The organism is Shewanella sp. 0m-6 (assembly GCF_052977325.1).
On sequence record NZ_JBRIMD010000023.1, the window covers coordinates 15,385 to 41,615 of the forward strand.

Annotated in this window: 21 protein-coding genes; 12 read left to right on the forward strand and 9 right to left on the reverse strand. The window is 44.3% G+C overall.

Annotated elements, in window-relative coordinates; genetic code table 11:
- The first annotated feature begins 26 nt into the window (after positions 1-26).
- Positions 27-1,289, forward strand: coding sequence for a glucose-1-phosphate adenylyltransferase (gene glgC / locus ACVBJC_RS15765; protein WP_447161905.1), 1,263 nt, complete (start codon positions 27-29; stop codon positions 1,287-1,289).
- Between the two features lie 3 nt (positions 1,290-1,292).
- Entirely contained in the window at positions 1,293-3,203 is a 1,911-nt protein-coding gene (locus ACVBJC_RS15770; protein ID WP_447161897.1) for a glycogen synthase, read from the forward strand.
- A gap of 125 nt (positions 3,204-3,328) precedes the next feature.
- Here the strand turns inward: ACVBJC_RS15770 and ACVBJC_RS15775 are convergent, their stop codons facing one another.
- The 7 genes from ACVBJC_RS15775 to ettA all read right to left on the reverse strand — a co-directional run bounded on the left by ACVBJC_RS15775 (position 3,329) and on the right by ettA (position 13,413).
- Positions 3,329-3,802 carry a LabA-like NYN domain-containing protein gene (locus tag ACVBJC_RS15775; protein WP_447161896.1) on the reverse strand — a complete coding sequence of 158 codons (474 nt, stop codon included), beginning with the start codon at positions 3,800-3,802 and terminating at the stop codon, positions 3,329-3,331.
- Positions 3,803-3,940: 138 nt separating this feature from the next.
- Positions 3,941-4,144, reverse strand: a complete 204-nt coding sequence (locus ACVBJC_RS15780; protein WP_447161895.1) for a hypothetical protein — start codon at positions 4,142-4,144, stop codon at positions 3,941-3,943.
- Between the two features lie 194 nt (positions 4,145-4,338).
- Entirely contained in the window at positions 4,339-7,452 is a 3,114-nt protein-coding gene (locus ACVBJC_RS15785) for a multidrug efflux RND transporter permease subunit (protein ID WP_447161894.1), read from the reverse strand.
- Positions 7,453-8,568 (reverse strand): efflux RND transporter periplasmic adaptor subunit, encoded by a 1,116-nt coding sequence (locus ACVBJC_RS15790; RefSeq protein ID WP_447161893.1) that lies wholly within the window; start codon positions 8,566-8,568, stop codon positions 7,453-7,455. It abuts the gene before it with no gap.
- Positions 8,569-9,043: 475 nt separating this feature from the next.
- Entirely contained in the window at positions 9,044-10,138 is a 1,095-nt protein-coding gene (locus tag ACVBJC_RS15795; protein ID WP_447161892.1) for a shewanella-like protein phosphatase, read from the reverse strand.
- Between the two features lie 92 nt (positions 10,139-10,230).
- Positions 10,231-11,424 carry an acyltransferase family protein gene (locus tag ACVBJC_RS15800; RefSeq protein WP_447161891.1) on the reverse strand — a complete coding sequence of 398 codons (1,194 nt, stop codon included), beginning with the start codon at positions 11,422-11,424 and terminating at the stop codon, positions 10,231-10,233.
- 321 nt (positions 11,425-11,745) lie between these two features.
- Positions 11,746-13,413 (reverse strand): energy-dependent translational throttle protein EttA, encoded by a 1,668-nt coding sequence (gene ettA / locus ACVBJC_RS15805; protein ID WP_447161890.1) that lies wholly within the window; start codon positions 13,411-13,413, stop codon positions 11,746-11,748.
- Positions 13,414-13,692: 279 nt separating this feature from the next.
- On the opposite strand from ettA, the gene glyA reads away from it, so the two are divergent.
- The 9 genes from glyA to ACVBJC_RS15850 all read left to right on the forward strand — a co-directional run bounded on the left by glyA (position 13,693) and on the right by ACVBJC_RS15850 (position 21,336).
- Positions 13,693-14,949 carry a serine hydroxymethyltransferase gene (gene glyA / locus ACVBJC_RS15810; protein WP_447161889.1) on the forward strand — a complete coding sequence of 419 codons (1,257 nt, stop codon included), beginning with the start codon at positions 13,693-13,695 and terminating at the stop codon, positions 14,947-14,949.
- A 148-nt stretch (positions 14,950-15,097) separates the two neighbouring features.
- The gene (gene nrdR, locus ACVBJC_RS15815; protein WP_012276315.1) at positions 15,098-15,547 is read left to right on the forward strand and encodes a transcriptional regulator NrdR; all 450 of its coding nucleotides are present in this window, start codon (positions 15,098-15,100) and stop codon (positions 15,545-15,547) included.
- A 68-nt stretch (positions 15,548-15,615) separates the two neighbouring features.
- Complete coding sequence (gene ribD / locus ACVBJC_RS15820) at positions 15,616-16,737, forward strand: bifunctional diaminohydroxyphosphoribosylaminopyrimidine deaminase/5-amino-6-(5-phosphoribosylamino)uracil reductase RibD (protein ID WP_447161888.1); 1,122 nt, start codon at positions 15,616-15,618, stop codon at positions 16,735-16,737.
- A 3-nt stretch (positions 16,738-16,740) separates the two neighbouring features.
- Positions 16,741-17,406, forward strand: a complete 666-nt coding sequence (locus ACVBJC_RS15825; RefSeq protein WP_447161887.1) for a riboflavin synthase — start codon at positions 16,741-16,743, stop codon at positions 17,404-17,406.
- A gap of 149 nt (positions 17,407-17,555) precedes the next feature.
- Positions 17,556-18,659 carry a bifunctional 3,4-dihydroxy-2-butanone-4-phosphate synthase/GTP cyclohydrolase II gene (gene ribBA, locus ACVBJC_RS15830; protein WP_447161886.1) on the forward strand — a complete coding sequence of 368 codons (1,104 nt, stop codon included), beginning with the start codon at positions 17,556-17,558 and terminating at the stop codon, positions 18,657-18,659.
- A 145-nt stretch (positions 18,660-18,804) separates the two neighbouring features.
- Positions 18,805-19,281, forward strand: a complete 477-nt coding sequence (gene ribH, locus ACVBJC_RS15835; protein ID WP_447161885.1) for a 6,7-dimethyl-8-ribityllumazine synthase — start codon at positions 18,805-18,807, stop codon at positions 19,279-19,281.
- 14 nt (positions 19,282-19,295) lie between these two features.
- Entirely contained in the window at positions 19,296-19,703 is a 408-nt protein-coding gene (gene nusB / locus ACVBJC_RS15840) for a transcription antitermination factor NusB (protein WP_447161884.1), read from the forward strand.
- 179 nt (positions 19,704-19,882) lie between these two features.
- A complete protein-coding gene (gene thiL / locus ACVBJC_RS15845; protein WP_447161883.1) occupies positions 19,883-20,842 on the forward strand; it encodes a thiamine-phosphate kinase in 960 nt (319 codons plus the stop codon).
- On the forward strand, positions 20,842-21,336 hold the full coding sequence (locus ACVBJC_RS15850; protein WP_447161882.1) for a phosphatidylglycerophosphatase A family protein: 495 nt from the start codon (positions 20,842-20,844) through the stop codon (positions 21,334-21,336). The genes thiL and ACVBJC_RS15850 overlap by 1 nt, the downstream gene beginning before the upstream one ends.
- 68 nt (positions 21,337-21,404) lie before the next feature.
- Here ACVBJC_RS15850 and recN read toward each other — a convergent pair whose 3' ends face one another.
- A complete protein-coding gene (gene recN / locus ACVBJC_RS15855; RefSeq protein ID WP_447161881.1) occupies positions 21,405-23,066 on the reverse strand; it encodes a DNA repair protein RecN in 1,662 nt (553 codons plus the stop codon).
- 562 nt (positions 23,067-23,628) lie between these two features.
- Between recN and ACVBJC_RS15860 the strand changes: the two genes are divergently transcribed.
- Positions 23,629-24,255 (forward strand): imm11 family protein, encoded by a 627-nt coding sequence (locus tag ACVBJC_RS15860; protein WP_447161880.1) that lies wholly within the window; start codon positions 23,629-23,631, stop codon positions 24,253-24,255.
- A 137-nt stretch (positions 24,256-24,392) separates the two neighbouring features.
- Here ACVBJC_RS15860 and ACVBJC_RS15865 read toward each other — a convergent pair whose 3' ends face one another.
- Entirely contained in the window at positions 24,393-26,015 is a 1,623-nt protein-coding gene (locus ACVBJC_RS15865; RefSeq protein WP_447161879.1) for a response regulator, read from the reverse strand.
- Between the last annotated feature and the right edge of the window lie 216 nt (positions 26,016-26,231).

The window sequence follows — 26,231 nt, forward strand, 5'->3', positions numbered from 1 at the left end:
TGTTCAAGGAGTGAACGCTAATGACTATCACCAACCCACGTTATATTAGTAACTTAACCCGCGATACTTATGCCATTATTCTTGCGGGGGGCAGAGGTTCTCGCTTACATGAACTGACGGACTGGCGCGCTAAACCTTCATTATATTTTGGAGGCAAATTTCGCATTATCGATTTTCCGTTATCTAACTGTATTAATTCTGGGATCCGCAAGATTGGTGTGGTGACTCAATATAAATCTCATTCACTGATCCGTCATGTGATGCGCGGTTGGGGGCACTTTAAGAAGGAGCTGGGTGAGTCGGTTGAGATCTTACCAGCATCACAACGTTACTCGGAAAACTGGTACCAAGGTACGGCTGATGCAGTGTTTCAGAACATTGATATTATTCGCCACGAGTTGCCCAAATACGTGATGATATTATCGGGCGATCACGTATATCGCATGGATTATGCGGGGTTGTTGGCAACTCACGTTGAATCGGGGGCTGATATGACAGTTTCCTGTTTAGAGGTTCCGGTTGCAGAGGCCGCTGGTGCATTTGGGGTGGTTGAAGTGGATGAAACCAAACGTATTTTAGGTTTTGAAGAGAAACCTGAATTACCTAAGCATTTACCTGAAAACCCTGAGATGTGTTTAGCCTCTATGGGCAACTATGTGTTTAATACAGAGTTCTTATTTGATCAACTTAAGCGTGATGCTCAAAACGAAGATTCAGATCGGGATTTTGGCAAGGATATCATTCCAGCCATTATTAAAGAGCACCAAGTGTTTGCCCACCGTTTTCGCAGTGCCTTTCCGAACGAGGAAGCTTACTGGCGTGATGTGGGGACATTAGATTCGTTTTGGCAAGCCAATATGGAGCTGCTATCACCGACACCAGCACTTAACCTTTATGACGCCAAGTGGCCGATTTGGACGTATCAAGAGCAACTGCCGCCAGCTAAATTTGTATTTGACGATGATGAACGTCGCGGCATGGCATTGGACTCGATTATTTCTGGTGGCTGCATTATCTCTGGCTCAACGGTGCGCCGCAGTGTGCTATTTAATGAAGTGCGAGTGTGTTCATTTTCCAGTGTCGAAGACTCGGTTATCTTGCCTGATGTGGTGGTGCTACGAAATTGCAAAATCAAAAATGCGATTATAGACAGGGGCTGCATTATTCCCGAAGGGACTGTGATTGGCTATAACCACGAGCATGACAAAGCCAAAGGCTTTAGAGTTTCGGAAAAAGGTAAAGTGTTAGTCACGCGAGATATGTTGGGCTTACCTGTGGGGTATGAGTGATTTATGCTGCCGCACAATAATATCGACAACCAGACTCAGGCGCTGAACGTGGGTAATGGTCTGAGCCAAAACCATACGCTAAGCAATGAGCTTAATCGTGCGCCTACTGAAACCACCCAGGCTCGGGTATTAATGCTGGCCGCTGAAAACGGAGCGATTCCAGGCGCGAAAGTTGGCGGCATGGCCGATGTGATCAATGACTTACCAGTGGCGTTAGCGGAGCTCAATATTGCCGTTGATGTGGCAATGCCAAGTTTTGGCTCATTGATAGCGGCGGCCAATGCACATTGGCTGGCAGATGTTGACGTTGAGTTTTCAGGGAAAAAGCAACAGGTCGGCGTGTACCGCGCGCTAAACCCTAAGCTTGCTAATAGTCATTTCTACTTATTTGAACATCCACTTTTTCATGGCAGTCATGGCGCTTATTCTCAAGGTGAGGCCTCTAGACCATTTGCAGAAGATGCAACTAAGTTTGCCTTGTTTAATCTTGCTGTTGCAGAAGCGCTGCGCATCGATTTTCTAACTGAAGACGGAGCGCAGTACTTTGCTGATAAACCGAGTCATATTCATCTGCATGATTGGCATAACGGATTATTTGCGGTGCTGCGTGCCTTCGATAGTCGCTATGGTTTTTTGCAAGATTTACCTTGTGTGTTCAGTATTCATAATTTGGCATTGCAGGGGATCAGGCCTTTTAACGATGAGGCATCGTCATTTGCAGCCTGGTATCCGCACTTAAGTGCCGAGCTTACTGAACTGCAATGCAGCTTGATTAAAGATCCACGCTATAGCAACTGCATTAACCCAATGCGGGCAGGTATTGTTCTCAGTGATAAGGTTCACCTGGTATCGCCAAGTTATGCCTTAGAGGTGCTCAGCCCCTCATTACCCGAGCAGGGTTTCTTTGGTGGTGAGGGCTTAGAGCTGGACTTGCAACATCAGCGTAATCGCAACAACCTGGTGGGTATACTTAATGGCTGTATGTACCCACAAGCACTGGCAGATGTTGAAAAAGAGGTCGAACAAGGCGGTGATAACGAGCATTGCAGCAATGTAGGTGCTGAAGTTACCAAGCAAGAGGCTAACAAGAAAAAGCCTAGCAAGAAAGCCAATCAACAAGGCCGAGTCGATTTAACTAGGCAGTTTATCGAGCAGGCGTTAAACACGATTATTCAATGGCAGGTGGGCAAGGCACAGGTAAGAACGCAAGACTTTATTGCTCAATGGCGTTTGCAGCAATGGCTGGCAGAGGTGACTCATCATATCGATTTAAACAGTGCCAATGCAAAAGAGGCCACTCACACTGAAGATACTAGGTTTATCATGACCTCAGTTGGTCGCCTAACGGATCAGAAGGTGATGTTGCTGCGTAGCCGTTTTGAGATCGACAATGACGACTGCACTTTACGAGGCCGCACGGTATTAGAGGCCTTGCTGATACGCATGGCAGCTTTCGATGTTAATGCACGTTTTGTCATGCTGGGGAGCGGTGATGCAGAGATAGCCCGTGAGTTTTCAGACATAGCGGCTAAACATCAACAGTTTATTTTCTTAGATGGTTATGATGAACAGCTATCCGATAAGCTTTACAAGCTAGGTTCACTATTTTTAATGCCCAGCTCGTTTGAACCTTGTGGGATCAGCCAAATGTTGGCGATGCGCGCGGGGCAGCTCTGTTTAGTTAATCGGATCGGTGGCCTTAAAGATACGGTACATCATCTAGAAACAGGTTTTACCTTTGAGGGGGGAGATATTCCATCTCAGGGCGCGGCGCTATTGCAGGTCTTTGATGAGGCTACCACTATGGTGGGAAGTGCACGTTGGAATGCTATGCAACAAAGCGCCAAGGCGCAGAGATTTGATTGGCATTCACAGGCAAAGCGTTATCAGGCGTTGTTATACGACTGCACTTGAACAATAAGCTGTTAACGGGCTTGTAGCAACGCACCTGAAAAGTAATGGCTGTTAACTGGATAAATAAATTATGGCGGACAGATAGTCCGCCATAACACTTGTCGCTCACTCAAAAAATGTCACTGTTACAGCAGTAAGCTGTCATTGATTTCGTGGAACTGTTCAGTTGAGTCAATCAGTGATTTGGCCGTTAAACTAGGCACGCCATAAACTTGGGTTTCAACACCATATCTTTGTTTTATTTTTTGCATTAACAGATCAAAGTCACCATCGCCAGATAGCAAAATCACCGCGTCGACTTCACTTGCGGCTTCCATGATGTCAATGGTAATACCTACGTCCCAATCGCCTTTAGCTGAGCCATCGCTGCGCTGAATAAAAGGCTTAAGTTTTACCTCAAACCCTATGTGTTTTAATGCATCTTGAAACTTGAGCTGGCCATCATCACCGCGATGAATGGCATAAGCGGTCGCTTGAACTATGTCACCTTCATAGCCTAAATGTTGCCACAGTTTGCGGTAATTAAATTGCCGTCCGTATGCTTGGCGGCACGTGTAATAGATGTTTTGTACATCAACAAAAAGGGCAATTTTTTTCACAGAGTACTCATTGGGTTAGCGTGCTATAGCTTAATGATGAACATTATTGTTGCAGCACTGAGGTTACTTTTCATTGGCAAGCAAAGACAATAGCGCAGCTTGGCTATTGAGTGAAGTCCAGTATTGGGAAAATTATCGCTAAATGTAGAGATCTACCAGATGGGAGTCATTATTATCTGATTGTCGGCGATCGTAGACATCTAAATGAGGACTGTGAGGGTATTTACTTTGGTTGCCACTTAAGCGGCGCTCTGCGATAAATTGCCCATTAATAAAAACTGTCTCGTAGATCCTTGGTTCGGCTTCCTGCCAATCTTTTTGTTTAAACTCTGCTTCCTGCATAAGTTCCACCTAACGCTATAAGTCATTATTCGAGCGTGAATAACGGCTGTTTATGTGTGATTTAGCAACCTTGATACCTTTTAGTATAGAAAGAATTGATTAAATCGCAGCAGTATCGGTAAGGTAAGTGGATTGCCATATAAACAAAAAGGAGCTCAATGAGCTCCTTTTTTACGCAAAAACGGGAACTTACGCTATTGTTTTGCGGGGTTTGAATGCAGATGTTCTGCAATGGCTTTATCAAGTTGTGACTCGACAAAACCGGGTGATTTAGTTGCTCCAGAGATCAAGCGATACATAGCGGGGATCACTAGCAAGGTCACAAAGGTGGCAAAGGCCATGCCAAAGAACACCACTGTACCAACGGCTATCCGGCTTTCAGAGCCTGCTCCTGTAGACAGGATAAGCGGGATTGCGCCAATTAAGGTGGTAAAGGCTGTCATTAGAATGGGGCGCAAGCGTCTTACAGAGGCATCGATAATCGCTTGTTCGATCTCAAGACCTTTATCACGTAGCTGGTTAGCAAATTCAACAATCAAAATACCATTTTTAGTTACCATGCCAATCAGCATTATCATGCCTATCTGGCTGTAAATATTCAGGCCTTGACCAGTTAAATACAAACCTAAGAAACCGCCAAATACTCCCATAGGAACAGTAAACATGACGACCAATGGGTTAATAAAGCTTTCAAACTGCGCGGCTAAAACAAGATAGGCTACCAGCAGAGCTAAACCAAAGACCATAAACACACTGCTTTGGTTTTCTTTAAAGTCTTTAGACTCGCCAGTATAGGCAACCGAAATATCGCTTGGCAGCATCTCAATGGCTTTCTGGTCAAGAAAGTCCAATGCCTGGCCTAACGTATAACCCTCACCTAAATTGGCCTTTAAGGTGATTGATTTCTGTTTATTGTTATGGCTTAGCTTTTGTGCTGACGCCACCTCTTCGATGTGGGTGATGGTGTCTAGGGTGATTAGTTCACCTTTGGCTGAGCGCATATAGATTTGGCTTAAGTCTGCTACGTTACTAAAGCTGTTTTCGTTACCGCGAAGGTAAACATCGTATTCTTCACCGCGCTCAACAAAGGTGGTTTCACTGCGACCGCCTAGCATGATCTCTAAGGTTTCAGACACTTGGGCAACACTTATCCCAAGCTCTGCAGCGCGTTCTTTATCAACTGTGACCACAAGCTCCGGTGTGGTTTCTTTATAATCGATTTCAGGGCTTTCAAAGATTGGACTATAAAGTGCTTCCTCTTCTAAAGCTTGTGCCCATTTAAAGAGCTCTTGGTAATCACTGCCACCAAGTACAAACTGAACCGGTTCGCTCGAGCCACCTCTAAAACCGGGTAATAGCGGGCGCACCATAACATCGGGAATGCCTTTTAACGCGTTGGCAATGACACCTAGGGCTTGCTGCGCATTAACGGTTCTTTCGTTCCAGTCCTCAAGTTGAATGATGACAAAGCCTGTTTGATCACCTGCTCGGCCGCCAAAGGCTGGTGCTTGCACACTGAAAGACTTGACCACACCTTGGCCTAATAGCGGCATTAACTTATCTTCCGCAATCTCCATATTGGCTGCCATACGGTTATAACTGGTGCCTTCAGCGCCTTTAATAAAGGCAAAGATAACGCCTCTATCTTCTTGGGGGGCTAGCTGAGCGGGCACTTGCTGCATTAACCAGCCGCTACCTATAATGCAGGCAATAATGACCAGGGGAGCGGCAACTCTAAATGACACTGCCTTACTTACCATCTTGCGGTAGGCGTGTTCTAGTTTGCTAAATATTGACTCAACCCAGAGGTTAAAGCGGTTTGGTTTAACGTTCGCTTTTAGTAACTTACTGCCTAATACCGGTGTTAAGGTTAGCGCAATAAGTGACGAGAACAGCACTGAGACCGCTAGCATTACCGAAAATTCGGTAAATAGCAGGCCGACCATACCCTCCATAAAGGAGATAGGTAGGAAAACCATGACCAGTACGGCGGTGGTTGCAATAACCGCAAAGCCGACTTCTCGAGTACCGTTATAGGCAGCTAAGAGAGGAGGCTCGCCCTTTTCAATATGGTGGAAGATATTTTCCACCACCACGATGGCATCATCGACCACAAGGCCAATAGAGAGGATAAGTGCCATGAGGGTGAGTAGGTTAATCGAATAACCCAACATATTGGCAGCAATAAAAGCTGAAATCAGTGACACAGGGACAGTCACTGCCGGAATTAACGTCGCCCTTGCTTGGCCGATAAAGATGTACAGTACTAAGACAACCAGCAAGGCCGTTACAGCTAAAGTACTAAACACTTCGTCAATTGAACGGTCAATAAACACTGTTGAGTCATAATCGACAATCAGTTTAGTGCCTTCGGGTAAGAATTTTTGAATACGCTCCACTTCTTTGTGGACGTCTTGAGCCACTTCAAGCGGATTGGCGTCAGACTGCGGTACAACGCCTAAGCTAATATTGACCACACCATCGCTTTTAAACGTTGAGTTTTCATTCATCGCACCAATAAATACATTGGCGACATCTTTAAGATAAATAGGTGTACCATCGGCTGCAGTGCGAATAACGAGGTAGTCAAAATCTTCAGGAGTTTGATACATACGCGCTGTGCGTACCGCCATCACGGTGGTGTCGTTTCGCACTTCACCGCCGGGTGTTTCAACGTTTTCTTTATTGAGCACGCTGACGATATCTGATGCGGTGACATTGCGGCCAGCCATTAGCTCAGGCTTAAGCTGTACATACATAACCTTGTACAAACCACCTGAGATATCAACACTGCTCACGCCAGAGATAAGGCTGAACCTATCTTCTAAAACACGCTGAGCGTAATCGGTCAACTGCGTTCTGTCCATGACAGATGAGCTTAAGTTGACGTAAACAGAAGGCTCACCGGTACCGTTATCCTTTGATACGATAGGGTCGTTGGCTTCATCGGGAAGTCGGCGTTGTGCACGCGCTACCGCGTCACGAACGTCGCTGACCCCTTCGGTTAAATTCCATCCTAAAAGGAAGGTCACTGTAATACGTGACATGCCGTTTCGGGTCACCGACTCAATTTGGTCGACACCGCTAATACCGGTTAACTCGCCTTCAAGTGCGGTAGTAATTTGGCTTTCCATAATGGTTGCAGAAGCACCTTCATAGGTGGTCATAACGGTGACCACAGGGCTTTCTACATCGGGCATTTCACGCACGGCAAGCTTACTAAAGGATACCGCGCCAAATACACACAGTAATAGGCTTAAGACGATGGCGACAACAGGGCGTTTTACTGAAACATCAGACAACCACATTTAGATGCTTCCTCGTGCTTGTTGCTCTTTAGCCGTCTCTTTTGCATCTTCTTTGTGTGCTAGTGCAACGTCGGCTAAATCGTCTACGCGTAGCCCGTCACGCATATTGACTAAACCTTGTACAACGACTTTGTCACCAATGCTTAGCCCGCCGGTAATTAACACTTCATTTTCGATGCGAGCGCCAAGGGTCACTTTAGTGCGTTTGGCAATTCCGTTTTCGTCAATGACATACACAAAACGGTTAGTGCCTGAGTATTCAAGTGCTTGTACCGGAATGACGGGTTCAGACACACTTGGAAATAGCAGGGTTGCTGACATCATCATGCCCGGTTTTAGCTGCAGGTTTGGATTATTGAATTGCACTCTCACCCTAAGATTTAAGGTGTCTTGATTGACTCGTGAGTCAATGGCGATAACCTTGCCGATAAAGTCTGTATTTGGCCATGCACGGCTTTTGGCGCTGACTCTCATGCCAACGCTGAGTTGTGACAGGTGATTTTCCGGTACCTGCAGATCAAGACGCATGCTGGATAAGTCATCTAGGGTTAATAGCTCTGTACCTGCGGTGACCATTTTGCCTTGACTGAAATCAATCAGGCCTGCAGTGCCGGCAAATGGCGCAGTTAAATAGTGATAATCAAGGTCGGCCTGTGCGGCGGCTAAACGAGCGCTCGCCATATCGACACTGGCTTTTTGGGCGTCAATTTCAGTTTGGGTGATAGCATTTTTATCTATCAGTTTTAGAAACTCTTTTAACTTACGTTTTTCATCGGCTAAATAGGCGGCTGCCTCAGCAAGGGCTGCTTGTGCTTTTGCGTCATCAAGCTGGATCAGTATCTGGTCGTTATCAATTTTTTGCTCTGTGCTGACTAGAATAGACTTTATCTTACCTGCAATTTGCGGGGCGATATAAACTGATTGCTCGGCATCAAGTTTACCGATTAAGGACAGCGACTGAGAAAGATCGTGTTGCTGAACAATGCCAGTAACGACAGGCACGGTGCGAACAGGTCTTTGTTTGAGATCTGTTCGTTTCGCTTCAGTCAGACTACTGAAGGTTATTGCGCCAGCAACAATCAATAATATAGGGATAAGAATATATGAGGATTTCATGAATGATTACTTACACAGCCAAAGTTGAGATTATTTTAGATAAAATTTCAACCTCATAGGGTAAAGCAATGTAAAGTAAAGAAAAGTAGAAGTTAATGCTTTACCTTTTGCAAACAATTTATTGGCAATTTTAACTTGCTGTAACCTTTGTTACGGCTTTTGCTAGGTTTGTATTTTATCGGTCGGTTAGCGGGGAAGGTTATCTATGAGCCAGGGAGCAGTATTCGGTAAAGCTGAGGGATGGCAAAGAAGTTAAATTATGTGGGGTTAAATTAAGCGGAGTGAAGTTGATCATGACAGGGCTGTTGCTTAGCGATAGTTAACTGGCCAACATTCAAACTAAAGCTAACCAAGCATTAACTAGCAAACTTGGCTCTAGGTTCTAGGTTCTAGGTCCTAAGTTCTACGTTCTGCGCTCTAACTTAATGCACTGGTAGCAAACATGCCCCTAGTGCACTAGATCGCGAGTGAAAGGCTACAATGCTTGGCGAGAACCATCGAAAAGGCCTCGTACTAATTCATGATTTTCAATCAGTAACAACTCACCTTGCTTACCCCGCTTAATGCTACTATCGATGGCGATGACCTTATTGTTAAATAGTCCAAGTACCCGCTTTTGAGAAGTATGGCCAACGGTTATATGCTTGACGTTAAAATAAGCCAGTATTTTATCGAGTTCAGCTTCGGTAAAACTATCTTTAAAATAGCCTCGATACCAGGTTGGTCCATTGCCATAAAATAGAAAACTCAATAACTCATCTTGTTTTAGCTCAGCCTTAGGTCGACCTATGTTAGCGCGAAACAGACGATTCGCTTCCTCGATAGTTAACTGGCGCTCTAACCATTCACTGCTGATCCCGCCATGCATATATAGCACGTCATTAATCTTAACTAAGGTATTTTTACTTCTTAGCCACTGACCAATTTCGGTGTTATCCGCGTAAAGTTCATCGTTACTTCTGTTTAATAGTTTACTGGCTAGGTCGTAACGTTGATGCACGTATCTAAGATCGCCACCGAGTACCATCTGCTCATGGTTACCCATGAGTAGGTGCAGCATACCGCCAGCCGCTTTGGCTTGTCTGTCTAGCTGGTACATAAACCAAAGTACTTCGTTGATTTGGTCGCCGCGGTCAAACATGTCGCCTGTCATCACCATATGACCATCGCCAAAGGCCCAGTTATGATCGGCATCAATGATTTTTTGATTTTTTAGTAAGGTGATTAATACATCGTACTGGCCATGAACGTCACTGAGTGCGACCACTTTTTTTATACCGCTGTAGCTATCAGGCATGACCTGCTTTATGGCATGACTCAGTGTAGGTTGTGGTAGCTGACCGCAGTTATCTGGGCGTTTAAGTGTGCGCTCACTCACTCGAGTCGTTTTAAGTTCTGCATTACAGATCCAATAGGCGGTCTGTTGATGTGACTCTTGGCTGGCATTGGCCTTCTGATCAGTTGTGACTTCTTGGATCAGGTAGGGCCCATCAAATTGATAGTCTTCATTGGCGCTAAGCTGCGTTGACAGCAAGAGCAGCGTTGCGGCATAGAGTAGAGGTTTAAACATAATGTGGTAACTCTTAATATTAGTTATTTGTATCGATTGGTACTGTAACTTGCTTCTTTTTTTTATCGTTTTACTTGGGTGGTTCTTGCTACTTACCAGCCGATTAAATAGCGGCTACGTTTACTGAGTAGCTTTTTAATGATGATGGCAATCAAGTAAGAGATAGCTACAACCACTAAGGTGACGATTAAAGTGGTAAAGATATTACCTTGGCCATTTAATCCCAAAAAATCTGGGCTGTCATAGAGCATCCACCACGGCGTTGTTATCCATGGGTGGATAAAGTAAATCGCAAAACTGACTTCTGCTAGCTTTTGTAGTGGTGCAATCGAGATATGCTCAAACTTGTTCAAAATTGCCAGTATCACCAGCGTGAGTAAGATTTTTTGTGGCAGCATTAAGTCTGGCACTGTCATTTCAAATGGGGCTTTATTAAGCGTGCCTGCACCAAAGTATTGCGCCTGTATAAGCGCTAAGGCAATACCCGTGAGTAACATCGGCAGCCAATACTTATCGATAAACGGGAACAGTTTATCGCGATGCGCCGAGCCCCAAACTCCAAGCAGGTAGACGGGTAAGAAGTAGACTAAAGACTGAATCGCATTGAGGTTTGATATGGGGCGATGCACCATAATGGCAATGATTAAAAGCGGAATCGCGTAGTAGAGTACTTGCTGCTTTTTAATGAGATACATGACCCAAGGCGATAGGGCGAATAACATCATTCCCATTGGAATATACCAATAAGCGGTAAGGGTACGGCCAGTTATTACGTACCAGCTCGCCGCCGCTGCAGGGCCGGAAATATCTGCCATTTCCTTATGCATCATGGGGTCGGTTCCCACTGTGAGATGCCAAACAATCCAAGGCAGAGACAAAAGTAGATAAGGAAGGAAAACAAATTTAGTTTTGCTCTTCATATACTTTTTGTAGTCCCAGCGGTGATAAAACACATGGTGAAAAAGAAAGCCGGAAATAAACACGAAAAAGACCGTGCCATTCATCATTAAGTTAAACCATGCTTTATCGGCAAAGGTTTCAATTTGCCAACCCGCTGGGCGATAGCAGTGCGCCATGACGATAAAGATAATCGCAATACCACGGAAGTGATTAATACTATTTAAAAAAGCTTTTGGCTTGCTAATGCTAGGTGTGACGTCTGTTTCTGCTGTGACAGTTTCTTCAGTAACTTTATTTTCCCTAATTTGGTTTTCCCTAATAAGGGACCCAGCGGGCTCTGTCTTCAGCTTATCGGCCGTTACTGCGGGCTGCTGTTTGTCATCCATTGCTTTGCTCGTCCATAAATGTTCGTCGTTTAATATATCGAGTGCACGACTTGTTGTTTTTAATTGGCTATTTTATACCAATGGATATCTTCGCATAATTAGCAGGTATTTTGTTACGCAGTTGAAAAATATTTATTTATTAGCCATCTATTTATTGGCCATCTATTTATTAGATGACTGTTCATTAGGTTCATTAGGTAGCTATTTATTAGGTGGCCACTTATTCGCTAGCTGCTGAGGAAGGCGGGAGTAAACTTAACGGGACAAGTAGATAATAAAAAGGAGGCCAATGAGGCCTCCTTGTTTAATCGAGTGTAAGAATTATTTAACCATGCGCTTATACTTCAAGCGATGTGGCTCAACAACATCAGTACCCATAGTTTCTTTCAACCATGTTGAGTACTCGGTGTAGTTACCCTCATAGAAGTTCACCTTGCCCTCATCACGGTAATCTAGGATATGGGTCGCGATTCTATCGAGGAACCAACGGTCGTGCGAAATCACCATGGCACAACCAGGGAATTCAAGTAACGCTTCCTCTAGTGCACGTAAGGTTTCCACGTCCAAATCGTTGGTTGGTTCATCGAGTAGCAGTACGTTACCGCCAGCTTGTAGAAGCTTAGCTAAATGCACACGATTACGTTCACCACCTGATAGGCTGCCGATAATCTTTTGCTGATCGCCACCACGGAAGTTAAAGCGGCCTACATAGGCACGGCTTGGAATTTCGGTGTTGTTGATGCGCATGATATCTTGGCCATCAGAGATCTCTTGCCAAACCGTGTTCTTGTCATTCATTGAATCACGGAACTGCTCAACAGAAGCGATTTGTACAGATTCGCCTAACTCAACGCTGCCGCTGTCTGGCTGCTCTGCACCTGAAATCATCTTAAATAGCGTTGATTTACCCGCGCCGTTAGCACCGATAATACCAACGATAGCGCCTTTTGGTACTGAGAAAGTCAAGTCGTCAATCAGTACACGGTCGCCATAAGATTTAGTCAGGTTAGTGATTTCAATAACCTTGTCACCTAGGCGTGGTCCTGGTGGAATAAATAGCTCGTTGGTCTCGTTACGCTTTTGGTAGTCGTTAGTATTAAGCTCTTCAAAGCGAGCCATACGCGCCTTACCTTTAGACTGACGGCCTTTAGCCCCTTGGCGCACCCATTCAAGTTCTTTGGCAATTGTTTTTTGACGCGCGCTTTCTGTGGCAGATTCTTGGGTTAGACGGGCATCTTTTTGCTCAAGCCAAGATGAGTAGTTACCTTCCCATGGAATACCTTCACCACGGTCAAGTTCTAAAATCCAACCAGCGGCATTATCAAGGAAGTATCTATCGTGGGTAATGGCCACAACGGTACCTGTGTACTCTTGTAAGAAGCGCTCTAACCAGGCTACCGATTCGGCATCCAAGTGGTTGGTTGGTTCGTCGAGCAACAGCATGTCTGGCTTTTCAAGCAGTAAGCGACAAATTGCCACACGGCGGCGTTCACCACCTGAAAGCACTTCAATTTTCTCATCCCAATCGGGTAGTCGTAGTGCGTTAGCGGCACGGTCCAAAACTACATCTAGGTTGTGAGCATCTTGCGATTGAATAATGGCTTCTAACTGGCCCTGCTCTTTAGCAAGGGCGTCAAAGTCAGCATCGGGCTCGGCATAAAGCGCATAAACTTCGTCTAAACGTACCAGTGCATTTTTGGCTTCGGCCACGGCTTCTTCAACCGCTTCACGTACAGTTTGGTTTGGATCAAGTTTTGGTTCCTGCGGTAAGTAACCAATTTTTAGGTCCTGCATTGGGCGCGCTTCGCCCTCAATTTCAGTATCCAAGCCCGCCATAATGCGCAGTAGGGTGGATTTACCTGAGCCGTTTAAGCCTAAGACACCGATTTTTGCGCCAGGGAAAAAGCTTAATGAAATATCTTTTAAGATCTGTTTTTTAGGCGGGACAATCTTGCCCACTCTAAGCATGCTATATACAAATTGAGCCATGTTATTTCTCTTTGATTGTATTTTTTCTACGTTGATTGGCGGCAATTCTACTTGATTCGATACAGAACTTAAATCTGAATTCGAGCAGTTTCATTCACAGTTAACGCATAAATCTGTTAGCTAGGTATTGGTGGTTATTTATACCGATTAGTGCTTTTTACGAAACTCTCTCATCTAGAAATGCAAGTAATTTCATGTTGTAAATACTGGGATTGTGATCGAATGCGCTGTATCATACCGCGCAACCCTACTAGAAGAATTTTACAGCTGGAGTGAGTAATGCTGAAAAAAGATATGAATATCGCGGATTACGATCCACAACTATTTGCAGCAATTGAAGATGAAACGCGTCGTCAAGAAGAGCACATCGAACTCATTGCTTCAGAAAACTACACTAGTCCTCGTGTTATCGAAGCTCAAGGTACACAGCTAACTAACAAGTACGCTGAAGGTTACCCAGGTAAGCGTTACTACGGTGGTTGTGAGCATGTAGATATCGTTGAAGAATTAGCTATCTCGCGCGCTAAAGAGCTATTTGGCGCTACATACGCTAACGTTCAGCCACACTCTGGCTCACAAGCAAACGCAGCTGTGTTTATGGCATTGCTACAAGGTGGCGATACCGTTTTAGGCATGAGCCTAGCCCACGGTGGTCACTTAACTCACGGTTCTCATGTGAGCTTCTCTGGCAAGCTATACAATGCTGTTCAGTACGGTATCGATGAATCAACAGGTAAGATTGATTACGCTGAAGTTGAGCGTCTTGCTTTTGAGCACAAGCCTAAGATGATTATTGCGGGTTTCAGCGCATATTCGGGCATTGTTGATTGGGGTAAATTCCGTGAAATCGCTGATAAAGTAGGTGCATACCTGTTTGTTGATATGGCGCATGTTGCAGGTTTAGTTGCCGCGGGGATCTACCCGAGCCCTATGCCACACGCTCACGTTGTGACAACAACAACGCATAAGACACTAGCTGGCCCACGTGGCGGCTTGATTCTATCTGCGATTAACGATGAAGATATCTACAAAAAGCTAAACTCTGCGGTATTCCCAGGCGGCCAGGGTGGTCCTTTAATGCACGTTATTGCTGCTAAAGCCGTTGCATTTAAAGAAGCACTAGACCCTGAGTTCACGACTTACCAAGAGCAAGTGGTTGTTAACGCTAAAGCGATGGCGCGTACGTTCATTGAACGTGGCTATGATGTGGTATCTGGTGGTACTGAAAACCACCTATTCTTGCTTGATTTAATCAGCAAGGACATCACAGGTAAAGATGCTGATGCCGCTCTTGGCAATGCTAACATTACCGTTAACAAGAACTCTGTACCAAACGACCCTCGCTCACCATTTGTGACCTCTGGTCTGCGTATAGGTTCACCTGCAATTACCCGTCGTGGATTTGGTGAAGAAGAATCGGTGCTGTTAACTAACTGGATGTGTGACATCTTAGATGACATTTCAGATCTTGCCGTTAGCGAACGGGTTAAGAGTCAGGTTCTGGAATTGTGCGCTAAGTTCCCTGTTTACGGTTAACCTTAAGCGTTTAATCAGGTAGACTCCTATGGCCGCATTTATGCGGCCATTTTTGTTATTATTCGAGCATACTTTTGATTCGAGCCTACTTTCTGAGGTTTTGCTAAATTCAGTGAGTGAAACTACCTAATTTCTAACCGGAGGCTAAATGCATTGTCCATTTTGCAGCGCAACTGACACAAAAGTGATTGATTCGCGATTAGTCGCTGACGGCCATCAGGTTCGTCGACGTAGAGAGTGTGTTCAATGCCATGAACGTTTTACTACCTTTGAAGGTGCCGAGCTTGTGATGCCTCGCGTAGTGAAACAAGATGGCAGTCGCCAGCCGTTTGATGAAGAAAAATTACGTGGTGGCATGTTAAGAGCCGTAGAGAAAAGACCTGTGTCTATGGATCAAATTGAACAGGCATTAACTAAGATTAAATCGACTTTACGCGCGACGGGTGAGCGTGAAGTTAAATCAGAAATGATAGGTAATCTGATGATGGACCACTTAGTCAACTTAGATAAAGTTGCCTATATTCGTTTTGCTTCTGTCTATCGTGCCTTTGAAGATGTTTCAGAGTTTGGTGATGCAATCGCTAAACTGCAAAAATAACCTATGCTACATGGGCTAAGCCAACCGCTTAGTCCTCAAACAATCGAACAATCGGAATTGCCGCCATTATGTGGTCTATCGAAGACAGTCAAATGATGAGCCTGGCCATTGAATTGGCACAAAAGGGCATTTACACCACTCGTCCAAATCCTTGTGTTGGCAGCGTTATCGTCAAAGATGGCGAAATTGTTGGCGAAGGCTACCATATTCGTGCTGGCGGTCCTCACGCCGAAGTTTACGCCTTAAATATGGCTGGAATCGATGCCAAAGGGGCTACCGCCTATGTCACGCTAGAACCTTGCAGCCACTATGGCCGTACGCCTCCTTGTGCTAAAGCATTAATCGAGCACGGTGTAAGCCGTGTTGTCATTGCCGTTACCGACCCCAATCCACAAGTGTCTGGTCGTGGCATTGCCATGCTGCGAGAGGCTGGCATTCAAGTCGATGTGGGCTTGATGACCGAAGAAGCGAAGCAAGTTAACCTAGGCTTTTTAAAGCGAATGGAGAAAGGCTTGCCGTGGGTCACGGTTAAGCTTGCTGCGAGTATCGATGGTAAGACTGCGCTGTCTAATGGTGTGTCAAAATGGATAACGGGACCTGAAGCGCGCAGCGACGTTCAGCGGCTTCGTGCGCGCCATTGTGCATTGGTCACAGGTGTTGAGACGATACTTGCTGATGATCCGAGCCTCAATGTGCGTCATAGCGAATTAGGCTCGCTTGCACACCAGTTAGCCCCAGCAGAAATTCATCAACCACTGCGGGTAGTATTAGACAGTCAAGCACGCCTTGGCGCTGAGCTAAACTTATTTAACACAACAAGCCCAATTTTGTTGGTGTCGACAATCGCGTACCCCGAGAATGTGAAAGCAGCTTGGCCAGCTCATGTGACTCATCAAATTTTGCCCGCGGTTGATTCTCGTATTGACCTGCAAGCCTTGTTGGGTTTATTGGGGGAGAGTTGTAACTCAGTACTCGTTGAAGCTGGGGCAACACTCGCAGGGGCCTTTGTTAACCAAGAGCTTGCAGATGAAATCGTGCTGTATCAAGCGATGAAAATCTTAGGCTCTCATGGGCGTAATTTGCTCGCGCTAGATGATTTTCAAGCCATGATGGACATACCGCGCCTCAACCTAATCGATGAGCGCAAAGTGGGTAAAGACACCCGCTTAACGTTAAGAGTGAGTAATTAGTTTATGTTTACTGGGATTATTGAGTCAGTTGGTCACTTAAGAAAAGTGCAGCGCCGTGGTGATGATATTCGTTTAACCGTCGCCAGCGGAAAACTGGATTTGTCAGATGTTAAACTTGGCGACAGTATTGCCACCAATGGTGTGTGTTTAACCGTTGTTGAGTTAATGAGCGACGGTTATGTGGCAGATATTTCAGCCGAAACAGTCAATTTGACGGGGTTCTCTCATTATCAGGTTGGAAAAGCCGTTAACCTTGAAAAAGCCGTTACCCCCACAACCCGTTTAGGTGGGCATATGGTCAGTGGTCATGTTGATGGTATTGCCCATGTGGACGACAGACAGTTTCGGGGCCAAGCGATTGAGTTTTGGCTAACACCACCTGTAGAACTGGGCCGCTATATCGCCCATAAAGGTTCAATTACAATCGATGGTGTGAGCTTAACCGTTAATGAAGTGCAAGGGCATAGATTTAGGCTGACCATAGTACCGCACACTGCAGGTGAAACGACCTTAGTGGATTTGAAGGCCGGCGACAACGTTAATATTGAAGTGGACTTGATAGCCCGTCATTTAGAAAGGCTAATGAGTTACGGCACCCAAGAGCAAGAGAGCAGCCCCAAGTCAGAAGTGACTATGGAATTGTTAGCTCGCTCAGGTTTTTTACGATAAAGACTGGCTTAAGGCGGATTTGACGATTAAATTTGTCTTAATCAAGTCTATATACAATCAAGAATAATCATTACATTAGATACTGGTTTAAGTTCATCGTTATTGACGCATGTAACTTAGAATACAGTGAGAAAAATAAAGGTCTGAACATGGCGTTACATAGTATAGAAGAGATCATCGAAGATATTCGTCTAGGTAAGATGGTGATCTTGATGGATGACGAAGACAGAGAAAATGAAGGCGATCTGATCATGGCTGCCGACATGGTGACGCCTGAAGCTGTGAATTTCATGGCGACATTTGGCCGTGGCCTTATCTGCCAAACATTGACTAAAGCGCGCTGTCAGCAGCTTAACTTACCTTTGATGGTCACTAACAACAATGCCCAGTTTTCGACTAACTTTACCGTTTCAATCGAAGCGGCCGAGGGCGTAACCACGGGCATTTCGGCGCAAGACCGTGCAGTAACCGTGCTTGCGGCGGTGGGTAAAGATGCAAAGCCATCGGATATCGTGCAGCCTGGCCACATCTTCCCGCTAATGGCGCAAGAAGGTGGTGTACTTATTCGTGCTGGTCACACTGAAGCGGGCTGTGATTTAGCGCGCCTAGCAGGTTTTGAAGCATCATCGGTCATTGTTGAAATTCTTAATGATGACGGCACCATGGCACGTCGCCCTGATCTTGAAATCTTTGCGAAAAAGCATGGCTTGAAGATGGGCACGATTGCCGACCTTATCGAATACCGTAACACCAAAGAAACCAGTGTTGTTCGTGAAGCGAAATGTAAGTTGCCAACTCGTTTTGGCGAGTTTGAAATGCTGACTTACCGCGATACAATCGATAACCAGTTGCATCATGTATTAGTTAAAGGCGACGTTACCGAAAACACATTAGTACGTGTGCATCTACAAAACACCTTCAATGATTTATTGCATTCAGAGCGTGATCAGCAGCGTAGCTGGCCATTAGAGAAAGCGATGGAGCGCATTAGCAATGAGGGTGGCGTGTTGGTGTTATTGGGTAATCATGAGCACAGCAGCGATATTCTAGCCAAAGTTAAAGCTTTTGAAGCTGAAGATAACGGTAGCACACCTGTTGCTGCACAATGGCAAGGTACGTCTCGCCAAGTGGGTGTAGGCTCACAAATTCTTGCGGATGTGGGCGTAACAAAGATGCGTTTATTAAGCTCGCCAAAGCGCTATCATTCTCTTTCAGGCTTTGGTTTAGAAGTAACTGAATATATTGCAGAATAAATGCTGGCCTCAGGTTGATTGTCAGTCTGAGGCTTAAATTCACACTTTTCTTATTAATTGCATAGCGATCAGTGCGGAGTGCTGTGGTATCATACCGCCTCTTCCGTCCCTATGCTGGGTAATTAAGCTAATTTAGGTAAGATAAATGAACGTAGTTCAAGGTAATATCGAATCGAAAAACGCCAAAGTTGCGATCGTAGTTTCACGTTTTAACAGTTTTCTTGTTGATAGTTTACTCGATGGCGCGGTTGACACTCTTAAGCGTTTTGGCCAAGTTGCAGATGACAATATCACTGTAGTTAAAGTGCCTGGCGCTGTTGAACTGCCACTCGCTGCACGCCGCGTCGCGGCTAGCGGAAAATTTGACGGTATCATCGCACTAGGTGCGGTTATCCGTGGTGGTACACCTCATTTCGATTTTGTTGCAGGTGAATGTAATAAAGGTTTGGCTCAAGTAGCACTTGAGTTTGATATTCCCGTTGCATTTGGCGTTTTAACCACAGATACCATTGAACAAGCTATTGAGCGTTCGGGTACTAAAGCAGGTAACAAAGGCGGCGAAGCTGCACTTGGTCTGCTAGAAATGGTTAACGTTCTGCAAGCACTTGAAGAACAGCTGTAATTTAGGACAATTTAATGAAGCCTTCAGAGCGCCGTAAGGCCCGCCGTTTAGCCGTTCAGGCCATTTACTCATGGCAGCTAAGTGGTAACAATATTGCTGATGTTGAGCATGAGTTTCTAACAGAACAAGTTATTGATGGCGTCGATATCGCTTACTTTCGTGAGCTATTAGGTGGCGTTGCAACAAAGAAGAGTCAATTGGATGAGTTAATCACTCCATTCTTGACTCGTCCACTTGATGAAGTGGACCCAGTTGAAAAAGCGATTGTACGTCTAGCAACTTATGAACTGACATTCCGCAAGGATGTGCCTTATAAGGTAGCGATTAACGAAGCTATCGAGCTTGCAAAAGCATTCGGCGCAGAAGATGGACATAAGTTTGTTAACGGCATTCTCGATAAGCTGGTAGCACGCAATAGATAGTTAATAGAAACGGCATCCTAGGATGCCGTTTTTGTTAGATCTGACAGTGGGATAAGAACAGTCCATGCATTTTCCACCTGAGCAAAGCGCAGTAATTCCTAATCTTTGCTAGCGTGACGGCCTGATTTACACTTACCTTATTTATCCCTGAATCCTTCCTCTAATTTGTGATTGGTATTGTGAAAGAATTTCAATTAATCGAAAGTTTTTTTACTGGGCGCGCTCAGTCTCGCAAAGACGTTGTTATTGGTATTGGCGATGATTGCGCCATAGTTAAGCCAGCAGAAAATAAGTCTATTGCCATCTCGTGTGACACTTTAGTTGAAAATGTACACTTTTTCCCTGATATGCCAGCTAAAGAGCTTGGCTATAAGTCGCTTGCAGTAAACTTATCTGATTTGGCGTCAATGGGCGCAGAACCTGCTTGGATGACCTTAGCACTGACCTTACCCGAGGTTGATGAGGCTTGGCTCGCTGACTTTAGTGCGGGCTTGTTTGAGATAGCAGAATATTATGGTGTCGCACTTATCGGTGGCGACACCACACGCGGTCCACGCTCTATCACCATCACTATTAATGGTCAGGTACCTAGAGGCAGCGGGCTGACTCGTAGTGGTGCTAAAAATGGTGATTGGATTTATGTAACAGGAAATCTAGGGGACTCAGCACTAGGCTTAGATCTTCTGCGTAATAAAGCTGAGGCGAACATCGATGACAGAGCGTATCTGATAAACCGTCATTACAGGCCTACTCCGCGGGTGCTAGCTGGGCAATCACTGCGCACACTTGCCTCAAGCGCCATTGATATCTCTGATGGACTCATATCAGATATTCAACATGTGCTTAAAAGCTCACAAGTTGGCGCTATCATTAATGTCGATAATATCCCAATGTCTGCACAGCTTAAACGTAATACGTCAGCTGAGATGGCACTAAGCTATGCATTAACCGGTGGTGAAGATTATGAGCTATTATTCACCGTTCCAGAAGCTCAAAAAGGTGCGCTAGAGATATCACTCGTTGAATCGGGTGTGAAATTTACCCAGATTGGACAAGTATGTACTGGCGGGCAATTACAATTGCTTAGTGGAAATCAGCCATTTGAACCTATTAATTTGGGCTTTGAGCACTTTAACTAATGAATTTACTCTCTAAAGATCCTGTACTAGCTAAGCTTTCATTAAAAAATCCTATCCACTTTTTGGCTTTAGGATTTGGCTCTGGGCTCGCGGCAAAAGCGCCGGGTACTTTTGGCACTATCGCTGCCATTCCACTTTATTTACTCATGGCACCTTTGAGTTTGCCTTGGTATATCGGATTGACTGTTATCTGTATGCTTGCGGGTTTTTACATCTGTGATAAAGCATCAAAAGATATGGGCGTGCATGACCATGGTGCGATTGTTTGGGATGAGGTAGTCGGATTGTTGATCACCATGATTGCCGCACCAGCAGGGTGGCAGTGGTTGGCTATTGGTTTTCTACTGTTTCGTTTATTCGATATCTTAAAGCCATGGCCCATTCGTTGGCTTGATGCTAAGGTTCATGGCGGTTTTGGTATTATGATTGACGATGTGCTTGCGGGTATTTTTTCGCTACTTTGTTTACAAGGTTTAGCTTACTACTTTGCTTGATAGCTGTTTAAAGAATAAAAAATGCAGAGCTTAGCTCTGCATTTTTGTTTTACTCGCTAAAAAAGAGATTAGCTAAGCAGGAGTTCCTTTGCGTTCGCCAGAGTATTGCTGGTGATGGTGTCGCCACCTAATAGACGTGCGAGCTCTTCAATGCGCTGAGTTTTATCGAGCGTCACCATTGAGGTCTCCGTTTTGCCGGCCTTACTGCTTTTATTAACGAACATATGTTGATGGCCATTACCTGCAACCTGAGGCAAATGAGTCACACAAAATACCTGTGTTGATCCACCAAGACTTCTAAGCATACGACCAACAACGGCAGCTGTCGGCCCTGAAATACCGACGTCGACCTCATCAAAAATCAAGGTTGGAGTTGAGACCTTCTTAGCGGTGATCACCTGAATACCTAAACCAATACGTGACAGTTCACCACCCGATGCCACTTTGGCAATTGGCTGCAGAGGCTGACCAGGGTTAGTTGAAACTAAAAATTCAATATTGTCACAACCCGTTGGCGTAACAACAGCCTCGTTAAAATTCACCGCAATAGTAAACTTGCCCTTAGGCATGTTGAGCTCATGGATAGACTGAGTCACTTGCTTATCAAGCTCTTTAGCGTAGCGGCTGCGGCTTTGACTGAGTTTTTTAGCATGCTGTAAATAGGCTGCCTGGCTTGCTCTTAGTTGCTCACGTATATCGTCAAGTTTGTCGTCATCAGAGCCTAAATCCATGAGTTCATCTAATAGACTTTGGTGATGTTTATAGAGTTCGTTACCTGATACTTGATGTTTACGCGCAAGTTGCATAGCTTTTGAGAGTCGCAGCTCTAAGTGAGCGAAGTATTCTGGATCGAGCTCTAAGCCATCTAAGTAGCGTTCAAGTTCACTGCTACTCTCCTGCACTTGGATCAGCGCATCGTTAAGCATAGCCACGACATTACCCAGTTCAGGATCGTAGCTTTCGAGATCTTGCCCTTGGCTGATACTGGTATTTAGCAGTGATTCAACACAGCCTTCATCACAGTCTTGTAGAATGTGTAGTTGGCTACGGCAAAGCTCGATAAGCGCGGTGCTGTTCGCCAGCTTCTTGTGCTCGGCTTCAATAGACTCAAATTCACCTTCATTAATGGCAAACTCGTTTAGCTCTTCAACTTGATATTGCAGCAACTGCTTTCGAGCTAAGCGTTCTTGCTGGGACATTTCTAATAGGTGTAGCTGTTTTTCGATTGTCTTACATCTATGGTAGCTGGCGGTCACACCGTCGAGCAGCATCTTATGGTTAGCATAGCTATCTAATAGAGTGAGTTGATGTTCACTTTTTAACATGGCGTGGTGGGCATGTTGACCGTGAATACCAATTAATAGTTGTCCTAGCGACTTGATTTGCACTAAGGGAACTGGGTTACCGTTTATGTAGGCGCGTGAGCGGCCGTCACTGCTAATCGTGCGGCGTAAGATGCATTCATCATCAAGTTCAAGATCGTTATCTTCAAGCCAGCGTTTAGCGGCTGGAGTATCATCTAATAAAAAGCGGGCACTTACTTCGGCCTTAGTGGCACCAGGTCTAATGCTATTCGCGTCGGCTCGATTACCTAAACAAAGGCCAAGGGCATCGATAGCAATCGATTTCCCCGCGCCAGTCTCACCAGTAATACTGGTCATACCGGCTTTAAAGTCGAGTTCCAAAAAACGCACAATAGCAAAGTTGTTGATGCTGAGTTGGCAAAGCATAGTGATGTCCTTTTCAAAACACTGTATTGATAAACAGTATATACTGTTTTTATGTACAGTAAATACCTGGTTGGTAAATCAATCGATTTGATTGCATTTATGGGACGCTGTTTCAAATGGAATGAATCTGACAAATAGCCACTTTTAAGAGTTTAGAAATAAAGTATCTATTTTTCAATGTGGTAAGATGAGCTGCATCATAGCGATAGGCCATGTATGTCTGTTTTAGGTTGTACCCCAGTTATGGCTATCTATGGCATTTTAGACGGTATAAACAGTTTTCGATTGCAGTAAGTTGAATTTATTATGTGAATAGCGGCTTGTTAGAAGGTGCTAGGTGCTTCATTTTGTATGAGGGGAAATAACAGGAGTGTTCATGCTACACAGCCGCTATGTTTGAGATAACAATTGTGAGCAACTATTCGCAGTTACCATTTGAGTAAATATGCGAGCAACTAACAGTAATCTGATAAGAATGAGCTATCAGTTAGCAAATATCATTTATAAACCATGAGTTATCAATCATCACGTATTGAATATAGCGATAGTTTAAGAGTAAGCAATGACAACATATAATGATGAGTATTATATTGCTTTTCGTCCTCGTGGTGATGAGCAGGTATACATTCGGCCTGATAGAGAAACAGCGCAAAAAAAATATCATTACACAAAGCTAGTTAGCGGTGAACAACCATTGATTTTTTCTAATGGTTTTAGAGACGAAACAAATCAGAAACGGCCTTTAACGGATCTGTTTGTTGATACTTCAGGTTTATTGATAAACGATGAACTGAAGGACAAATTTAGCCAATACAAGATCGAGGGGATGCAAATTTACCCCGCTGTATTTATAGATGATACTAGCGTTTGGCATGATAGTTATTGGTATTTTGGCTTCTATAAAGAGTTGGACTGTATTGATCTTGTTAACTCCGAAATTGAAATGTTTTATTTTGACGATGACGATGACGATGACGATGACGATCTGCTTGAGGTAAAGCGCTATTCTCTGAATAAGACTGTATTAGATAGTATTGATGAAGCTAATCGTCTGATTTTTAAAGTTGCCAACTGCTCTAAGAGTTATGTTTTTTTTCATAAAAGCATCGTTGAGTTCATCTCTAATAGAGCGTTTTCTGGTGTTCAATTTATTAAAGTGTCTGACTTTAGAGAGGGCGATCAGTTTTAAATCTTATTACTACATATCGCAGAGTCATTAATAAGGTTAATGACTCTGCGCACTAACAAGAAGACCTTGTTCAAAGTAGAGGTGCTGCACTCATTTTAAAGTGGCTTAATGGTTAGCTTTTCACTCGCAAAAAGCAGTTACTCAGCTTGGTTTGTACACTTATCGAGGGCTGATTGGTAATACTCTTGGTAATTGTTTGCTACGAGTTCTTCATCAACATACAGCTGCCTGATAACATTATCGCATCGAGCGATGATCTGCTGAACTTGCCCCGCGCCATATTGCCTAGGCCAAACATAAGACAATGACTTGATAATATTCAAGCACACGGTTTTTAGCAGTGGAGCCTTTTCATTTATTGCGAGGTAGGTTTCAAGCAGAGTTAATTTGTCTGCGCCGTTATTTTTTACGAAGGTGTATTGCTCTTTTAACCAGACTCGTTTTACTGCATTTCCCGTTTTCAAACTATCGAGCATCGCGACTTTACTCGAAAAAATAATCTGACTTGTCTCATAGCCTAAGGTTTCACTAGACCATTGGATTGCTAGATCAAATTCATTTTCAACACTCATAACATTCAGTAGCCAGGCATAATGAAATGCGGCGTAAAAGTGCTGAAAAGCCCCCTTAGAGTGTAAGCCCTTTAACATACTGATGGCACTGCGATAATAGCCTAACTCAATTGAGATATGAGCTTTAATAAGTGTGACTTCATTTTTAATTGACTCGTCTTTTGAGTCCATCAATAGCCGAAGGTGATGTTTCGCTTCTTCTATTAAGGTATTTCTTTTATGAGAAGTGCGGGCTGAATAGAGAATGGTACGGATCAAACTCAGTTTGGCGTATTCATTATTTCGGTAGGTATCTTTGTTGATCTCCAGATAAAGTCTAAAGCGCTCAAGTGCCTGATCATAGTCGTTAACTGAAAGGCAAAGGTTAACGATGATCTGCTCTCTTTCAGAATTACCCGGTACAAGTTGACTGGCTAGCTCTAGATGCGATATCGCCGTGGGAATATCGTTATTCTTAAGTTTTACATAGGCAGCTTCAGTTCTTACTCGCGTATCGTTGGGTAAAGAGATAAGCAATTGGTTGATAATACAATCGGCTTCCTCGGTTTGCCCTAGGTTTGCTAACGAATTGGCTAATCCTACTTTAGCCCAGTCCAGATCTTTTTTGGCGAGTGTAGACTGGTACACTATTTTAGCCTGTTCATGACGCTCCAGCATCGTTAAGAATACGCCTCTAAAGCGTTGGATGACAAAGTAGTATTCAGGGTGAAATGGTGCCATTTCGTCGCATAGTTGTAGCCCTTGGTGGGCATCTAATTTTCGCTCAGCAGTATAGAGACCTAATAATTTTTTTCTGCGCCTAATGGCGATAGATAAGCGATTTTTTAAGGTAATGGCATTGAAAGGCTTTAATAAATACTCGTCAGGTTTCAGTTCAAGAATAGGTCTGACAGTAGCGGACGAATTATCTCCCGTGACTAGTATAAAGACGGCTTCATCGCTCAGCAGGTTTAGGTGCTTGAACTCCTCAAACAATTGTTTCCCATTCATGCCTACACCAAAGTTGAAATCACAAATAATTACATCAAACTGCTTATTTGCAGCAAGAGCGAGTGCCATTTTGGCGCTTTTTGATGTCAGCACGTCGGTTTCAGAAAAACCTAGCTTTACCAACATACTCTTGATGGTAAATAGAAATGTGGGGGCATCATCGATGATAAGTACTTTTAGTGTTTGAAACGATTGCATAGCAAATATTGTCCAGAAAGAAATGTTGACTGCAGTGCTCAGTAATAAAATCCGCGTTAAAACTCTATAGCAATATCTGATAATGTTGCTATTTTTTGCTATTTTTTGCTTAGTTGCTTAGTTGCTTAGTTGCTTAGTTGCTTAGTTGCTTAGTTGCTTAGTTGCTTAGTTGCTTAGTTAGCCGCTTAACGACCTCATGAGGTCGTTAAGTAAAGT